We start from the raw sequence: 6,518 nt of genomic DNA on the forward strand, positions 1-6,518 counted from the left end.
GTCGGTCCCGGGGTGGGTTCGACCGCCACGGCCGCGATCTCGACGGCTGCGGGTGCGGGGCTCGTCTGGATGCTCGTGCCGTCCGAGTCGACGAGGGTCACGGCTGCCGAGACTGTCGCGTCTCCGTCGTCTACGGCGGTGAGGCCGACCGCGGCGGTGAGGTCGCCGGTCAGGCTCGGCGAGGTGCCGAGGCGGCTGTGCACCAGCGTGAGGGTGCCGTCCCCGGTCTCGATCGTGTCGAAGCCTCCTGCGGGACCGGTCTCTGTGCCGGGGGCGTAGGTGAGCAGCTCGGGGTCGAAGGTGAGCGTCACCTCGTAGGCGTAGACACCGGTGGTGCCGGCGAGGCCGAGGTCGACCGTGACGGCGTCACCGACGGTGACGGAGGGCGTGGCCGTGAGGGTCGTCGACGTGACGGTCGGCTCGGCCGAGGCTGGGGAGGCTGCCAGGACGGTGAGCCCCAGGCTGAGGCCGCAGGCGACCAGGATCGGGGTGCGGCGCCTGGAGCGCGCCTTCAGGGGGTGTTCGAGCATGGGGATGTCGGGCCAACCTTCGCGATCGGGAGACGGTGTCCGTCGACCGGAGGGAGGGATTCAGCGCACGCCGAGGAGACGTCCAGGGGGACGCCTCGGCTGATGTCAGAGCGTCGTCGCCCAGCCCGGGTCGAGCAGACCGCTCGGAGGTGGTGCAGGTGGCGTCACGCTAACCGGGCCGTGTGCCGCGCACGGTTTCGCCGGTGTTTCCGGGGCGTAACTCCTGCTCAGGAGCACTGTCAGCCGAAGACGGGAGCGTCGGCCGCCAGGTGTCCAGGGACCTGGCTCAGGAGGCGACGAGCTGGGAGACGCGCTGAGGAGACATGCCCATGATCTCGGCGACGTCGCGGACGGTCAGGCCCTCGGCGCGGAGTCGGGCGACTGCGGCTCGAGAAGCCCTGGCTGCCGCCTGCTCAGCCTCGGCGAGCTCCGCGCGGCGCTCGCGGGCGTCACGGACCACAGAGAGGTCGTCCGCGTCGAGGACCGGCACGACGACGACGTCGAAGTCAGACTCGGGGCGTCCAGTGAGCAGAGCAGCGGCGTCTAGGACGGCGGCGGTGACCTGGTCGAGGCGGCGAGCCTGCGTGAAGAGGCCCTGGACCTCGGGGACCTCGACAGCCCACCAGCCGCCAGAGCGGGTGGATCGCGCGGTGAGAGTGGTCGTCATGGTCAGCCTTCCAGGTGCTTGAGGATCGCGCGGGCGGTGATCTCGTTGATCTCGGTGTGGCGAGGGATGACAGTCTGTCGTTCGCCGACTCGTACCTTGGTGTGAGACCCGCCCTCGAGGTACTCGGGGCGCACGCCTCGGACCTTGGCGATCTGCGCGATCCGCTTCTCGAGCTCCCGTCGTCTCATCAGATTAGTCAACCCCCCTTGACTGGATCAAGTCAAGGGGGGTTGACGCGATGGTGGAGGGTCGTCTCGCGCTGGGGACCGCATGCTTGCGTGATGTGCGGCACGGGATCAGGACGAGCGAGGTCGAGCGCGAGACGACGGCACGCACCCGAGACCGGAGTGCTTGACACGATGGGTGCTGGTGGCTGCTCTGGACGTCTGCGCGGCGGGCCGCCAGGTGCTCGGTCCTCCTCGGTTAGGCTCGACAGCATGCCCGCTGCCCATCCACCTGCGCTCAGCACAGGTGGCGTGCCGGCTGTCGGTGGTCTCCCGTCGGGGCGCTCGTCGCGTGTCGTCCGCGGAGCGGCTGCGGCCGTCCTGTCGACAGCGGTCGCGCTCGGCTCGCACCTGCTCGCCGGGGCTGAGGTCCCCGGGGTCCTCGGGGTCCTCGTACCGCTGGTCTTCGCGGTCTCGGTGTGCACGGTGCTCGCCGGGGTCCGGCTCTCGGCCTTGCGGCTCAGCGTCTCGGTCGCTGTCAGCCAGGTGCTGTTCCACACGCTCTTCGTGCTCGGCACCGTCCCTGCGGGGGCCTCGGCCGTCGTGCGGGCAGGGCACGACTCGCACGCCGCGCACGAGGGCACGGTCCTCGTCTCGGTGGTCGGCGGCAGCGGGGGCCCCGGTCACGCAGCCCACACCACTGTCGGGATGTGGTTGGCGCACGCCGGTGCTGCTGCCCTCACCGTCTTCACCCTGCACCGAGGCGAGAGGCTCCTCGCGCAGCTGCGCCGGCTCGCGACGGCGGTGCTCGGCTGGGCTCTGCCCCGACGGTCCGCAGCGGGTGTGCCCATCCTGAAGCGCCAGCATGGTCCAGTCGGCACCGTGCCCGTGGTCGTCCGGTCCCTCGAGGTGCTGGCCGAGAGCCTTGCTCGCCGTGGTCCTCCGGTGCCGCGCAGCACCTGACGCGACCACTCAGCACGAACCGCCCGACGGCGCTCGCGCGCGCTCTCGGCGTGCGCACGCTCGCCGTGCCCAGGACAGGACCCCCATGAGCACCAGCAGACCCCAGCCTGACCGCGCGCCGACCGCGAGCGCTCCCAGCGCCCCGGTCACCTCGAGCACGCTGCCCGCGCCGAGCCCACCGACCGGGCAGGACGAGACCGCCGACCCGACCCCTGAACCCTTCCGCTTCCCGACGCTGCGCACCGACGAGGTCGTGCTGCTGCTCTGCCTGCCCCTGACCGTGGTGGTCGCCCTCGCCGGGCTGCTGCTCACGGGGGAGTTCGCGCCGAGCGTCTTCGGCGGTCCGGGTGACCTGGTCACCTACGGTCTGCCCGCTGCGCGTGCCCTGCACGACGCGCTCGCGGCCGTGACCATCGGGCTGCTGATCCTCGCGACCTTCGTCCTGCCAGGCCAGCGCGAGCTGCCCGGCATCGTCAGCTATTCGCAGTGGACTGCTGCGCGGTGGGCCGCGCGGGCTGCGGCCGGGTGGCTCGCTGCGGCGATCGCCGTCCTCGTGCTCACCACGGCCGACGCGATCGGTGCGCCGGTCTCGTCGCCCGGCTTCGCAGGCCAGCTGCGGTACTTCGCGACAGGGATCGAGCTGGGGCAGACCATGGTCGTCTCAGCCGGCTGCGTCGCGCTCGCGCTCGTCGTGCTGCTCGCCAGCCGCAAGGTGTCGTGGGTGGCCGTCGCCACGGCGCTGAGCGTCCTGTCGCTCCTGCCGCTCTCGCTCAGCGGCCACGCCGCGGGCGCCGACGAGCACGCGAACGCCGTCAACTCTCTCGCGATCCACCTCGTCGGCGTGACCGCGTGGGTTGGCGGGCTCGTCGGGCTGGTGCTGCTGCGCCGACGGGTCGGCCCGCACCTGGCAGCTGTCGTCGCCCGGTACTCGACGCTCGCCGGCTGGGCCTTCGTCGCGGTCGCCTTCTCGGGAGTCGTCAACGCGTCGTTGCGGCTCGACGGTCTGGACGACCTCGCGACGCCCTACGGGCTGCTGCTCGTGGGCAAGACCCTCGCGCTGTGCCTGCTGGGCGCGGCCGGTTGGGCGCAGCGTCGTCGCATCCTCCCGCAGCTGGAGGACCCGGCGCTCAGCTCGCGGGCCTTCGTCAGGCTCGCGGTCACCGAGGTGGTCGTCATGGCGGTGACGATGGGTGCGTCGGTCGCGCTGTCCCGCTCTGCGCCGCCCGTCCCGCAGAACCCTGTGGTCGGTGACCCGCGGCACGCGCTCCTCGGCTTCCCGTACCCGGAGCCCGTCTCGGTGCGGAACATGCTCACGCAGGTGCACGTCGACTGGGCGTGGCTCGCCCTCGTGTGCCTGCTCGCTGGCGGGTACGTGGCCTGCGTGGTGCGGCTGCGGCGCAGGGGAGACGCGTGGCCGCTCGGGCGCACGGTCTCGTGGCTCGTCGGCTGCCTGGTGCTCGCCTTCGTCACGAGCGGCGGTCCGGCCGTCTACGGCTCCGTGCACTTCAGCACGCACATGATCCAGCACATGGGGCTGATGATGTTCGCCCCGCTCCCGCTCGTCCTCGGCGGGCCGGTCCTGCTCTTGCTGCGGGTGCTCCCGCACCGCACGGACGCGAGCCGCGGGCCACGCGAGTGGATCCTCGTGCTGGTCCACTCTCGCTACATGCAGGTGCTGTCCAAGCCGCCCGTCGCCGGGGTGATCTTCGCCGGGAGCCTCGTCGCGTTCTACTACACGGGGTGGTTCGACTTCGCGCTGTTCAAGCACCAGGGGCACGTGCTCATGCAGGTGCACTTCCTGGCGAGCGGGTACCTGTTCTTCTGGATGCTCGTGGGCGTCGACCCGGGCCCGCCCAAGGCAAGCCCGCCGATCCGCCTCGTGGTGCTGCTCGTGACGATGGCCTTCCACGCGTTCTTCGGGGTCGCGGTCATGGAGTCCACCACGCTGCTCGCCCCAGACTGGTGGCGGGCGATGGGCGGCGACGACCAGGCGGCACTGCTCGTCGACCAGCAGACCGGGGGCGGGATCGCGTGGGGCGCCGGTGAGCTGCCTGTCGTCTTCGCGGCGCTCATCGTCGTGTTCCAGTGGACGCGCTCGGACGCGCGGGACGCCAAGCGCTACGACCGGCAGGCCGAGCGGGACGGCGACGCCGAGCTCGAGGCGTACAACGCGCGTCTGGCCGAGCTCGGGCGTCAGGCGGACGGGCAGCGCTGAGGGGCAGCACCTGCGGCTCAGAGACCTGCCTCGTGGACGCAGATCGCGACCTGGACGCGGTTCTCGACCCCGAGCTTGCCGAAGAGCCGCCCGACGTGGGACTTCACCGTCGCGACGCTCATGAACAGGCTCGCGGCGATCTCGGCGTTCGACTGCCCGCGCGCGACGGCGAGCGCGACCTCGTGCTCGCGCTCGGTGAGGGTCGCGAGCCGGGCCCGCGCCTCGGCGTCCTGGCGGGGCCCTGGCGCGGCGACGGCGGCGATGAGCTGCCCGGTGACGCTCGGCGAGAGCATCGGCTGCCCGGCAGCCGCGGCCCGCACGGCCGCGACGAGATCGGCGGGCGGGGTGTCCTTGAGCAGGAACCCGCGCGCACCGAGCCGCAAGGCACTCAGGACCATGTCGTCGGTGTCGAAGGTGGTGAGCACGACCACGACGAGGTCGGGCTGGAGGGCGAGCGCCCGCTCGGTCGCGGCGAGGCCGTCGAGCCTCGGCATGCGGATGTCCATGAGGACCACGTCGGGTCGTAGCGACTCGACGAGGGCGACACCCTCGAGGCCGTCGGAGGCCTCGCCGACGACGGTGATCGCCGGGTCGCCGCCGAGGATCAGGCGCAGGGCCGAGCGGACGAGGGCGTCGTCGTCGACGAGCAGCACGGAGACCGGCTGCGACGGCGTGCTGGTCATGAGGTCCACGGGACCCAGGCTCTCACGGTGAAGGTGCCGTGGTCGTCGACCCCGTGCTCGAGGTGACCGCCCGCGAGGTTCACACGTTCGGCCAGACCTGTGAGACCTAGACCCGAGGACGGCAGCGCAGGCTCACCGAGACCGCGCGGTGGGCCGTCGGTCGCGTTGCTCGCGACGATCGTCAGTCTCGACCCGGGTGCGCCGTCGACCGAGAGGGTCACCGGGCGACCCGGGGCGTGCTTGCGGGCGTTGGTCAGAGCCTCCTGGACCACGCGGAACGCGGTCCGTCCGGTGCTCGGGGCGAGCGTCGCGAGGACGGCTGGCTCGACGGGGACGCGGAGCGTGACGGGGGTGCCGGCAGCCCGGGTCTCGTCGAGCAGCTCGTCGAGGGTCGCGAGGGTCGGCTGAGGTCGTTCGGGCGGTGCGGCAGGACCTGTCGCCGTGGACCAGCGGACCTCGGGTGCGCGCAGCACCCCGAGGACCTCGCGGAGCTCGGTGAGCGCGAGGTGCGCGTTGTCGCGGATGACTGTGGCGACCTCGGTGGTCTCGTCGGCGGTGAGGTCGTTCCTGTACGCCAGGGCGCCGGAGTGCATGGCGACGAGGGAGATGCGGTGGGCGAGGACGTCGTGCATCTCGCGGGCGATGGCCGCCCGCTCGGCGGTCCGCGCCTGGGCGACGCGCGCCGACTGCTCACGCTCGGCGGTCTCGGCCCTGGCCTGCAGGACGGCGAAGAGCTCGCGCCGACCGCCGATGGAGAACCCCGCGAGGACCGTCGGCACGAGGACCGCGAGGGTGATCAGCGCGACGACCCAGAGCTCGAGAGGGTCCGCAGGCTCGGTGACGACCTCGAAGACCATGGTCGAGAGGAACCACAGCACCGCCACGGGCAGCACCTCACGCCACCGCCGCCGGGTGGCGAGCGACACCGTCGCGATGACGAGAGCACCGATGCTGAAGGACGACACCGAGGCGAGGACGGTGATGAGGCAGGCGACGAGCAGCGGTGCGCGGCGCCGGAACGGCAGCAGGCCGAGCGCGACGAGCCCGGCCAGGAGGTCGAGGGCTGCGGCGGCGTCGGAGGGGGCGGACTCGGAGAGCACGGCTCCGAAGGCGACGAACCCGACGGTGAAGGCGAGCAGCATCCGCCAGGTCTTGCCCCAGAGCGTGAGCGGCGGGGAGACGAAGGGCTCGTCGCCTGACGAGGCCTTCGGCGTGCGCGGGACGCCGTGGTTCGCAGGAGCGCTCGACGGCGTCTGTCGGGCTGCGGCAGAGGCAGAGGCAGGGACGGGCGGGGCG

7 protein-coding genes are annotated in these 6,518 nt (G+C 72.3%); 2 read left to right on the forward strand and 5 right to left on the reverse strand.

Annotation, left to right across the window (positions count from 1 at the left end):
* The 3 genes from HZZ10_RS18750 to HZZ10_RS18760 all read right to left on the reverse strand — a co-directional run.
* Positions 1-530: cohesin domain-containing protein (locus HZZ10_RS18750; RefSeq protein WP_218928962.1), on the reverse strand; the 530-nt coding region annotated here is incomplete at its 3' end.
* 286 nt (positions 531-816) lie between these two features.
* A complete protein-coding gene (locus tag HZZ10_RS18755) occupies positions 817-1,197 on the reverse strand; it encodes a helix-turn-helix domain-containing protein (protein WP_179914675.1) in 381 nt (126 codons plus the stop codon).
* 2 nt (positions 1,198-1,199) lie between these two features.
* Positions 1,200-1,385: a hypothetical protein gene (locus HZZ10_RS18760; protein ID WP_179914676.1), complete on the reverse strand. Its 186-nt coding sequence runs from the start codon at positions 1,383-1,385 to the stop codon at positions 1,200-1,202.
* Between the two features lie 249 nt (positions 1,386-1,634).
* Between HZZ10_RS18760 and HZZ10_RS18765 the strand changes: the two genes are divergently transcribed.
* Both HZZ10_RS18765 and HZZ10_RS18770 read left to right on the forward strand, forming a co-directional pair.
* Entirely contained in the window at positions 1,635-2,324 is a 690-nt protein-coding gene (locus HZZ10_RS18765) for a hypothetical protein (protein ID WP_179914677.1), read from the forward strand.
* A gap of 85 nt (positions 2,325-2,409) precedes the next feature.
* Positions 2,410-4,539 (forward strand): bifunctional copper resistance protein CopD/cytochrome c oxidase assembly protein, encoded by a 2,130-nt coding sequence (locus tag HZZ10_RS18770; RefSeq protein ID WP_228087827.1) that lies wholly within the window; start codon positions 2,410-2,412, stop codon positions 4,537-4,539.
* 17 nt (positions 4,540-4,556) lie between these two features.
* On the opposite strand, the gene HZZ10_RS18775 is transcribed toward HZZ10_RS18770, so the two are convergent.
* Entirely contained in the window at positions 4,557-5,222 is a 666-nt protein-coding gene (locus HZZ10_RS18775) for a response regulator (RefSeq protein WP_179914678.1), read from the reverse strand.
* On the reverse strand, positions 5,219-6,518 hold a 1,300-nt coding region (locus HZZ10_RS18780), incomplete at its 5' end, for a sensor histidine kinase (RefSeq protein WP_179914679.1). The genes HZZ10_RS18775 and HZZ10_RS18780, both read right to left, overlap by 4 nt.

The organism is Sanguibacter inulinus (genome assembly GCF_013415325.1).
GTDB lineage: Bacteria > Actinomycetota > Actinomycetes > Actinomycetales > Cellulomonadaceae > Sanguibacter > Sanguibacter inulinus.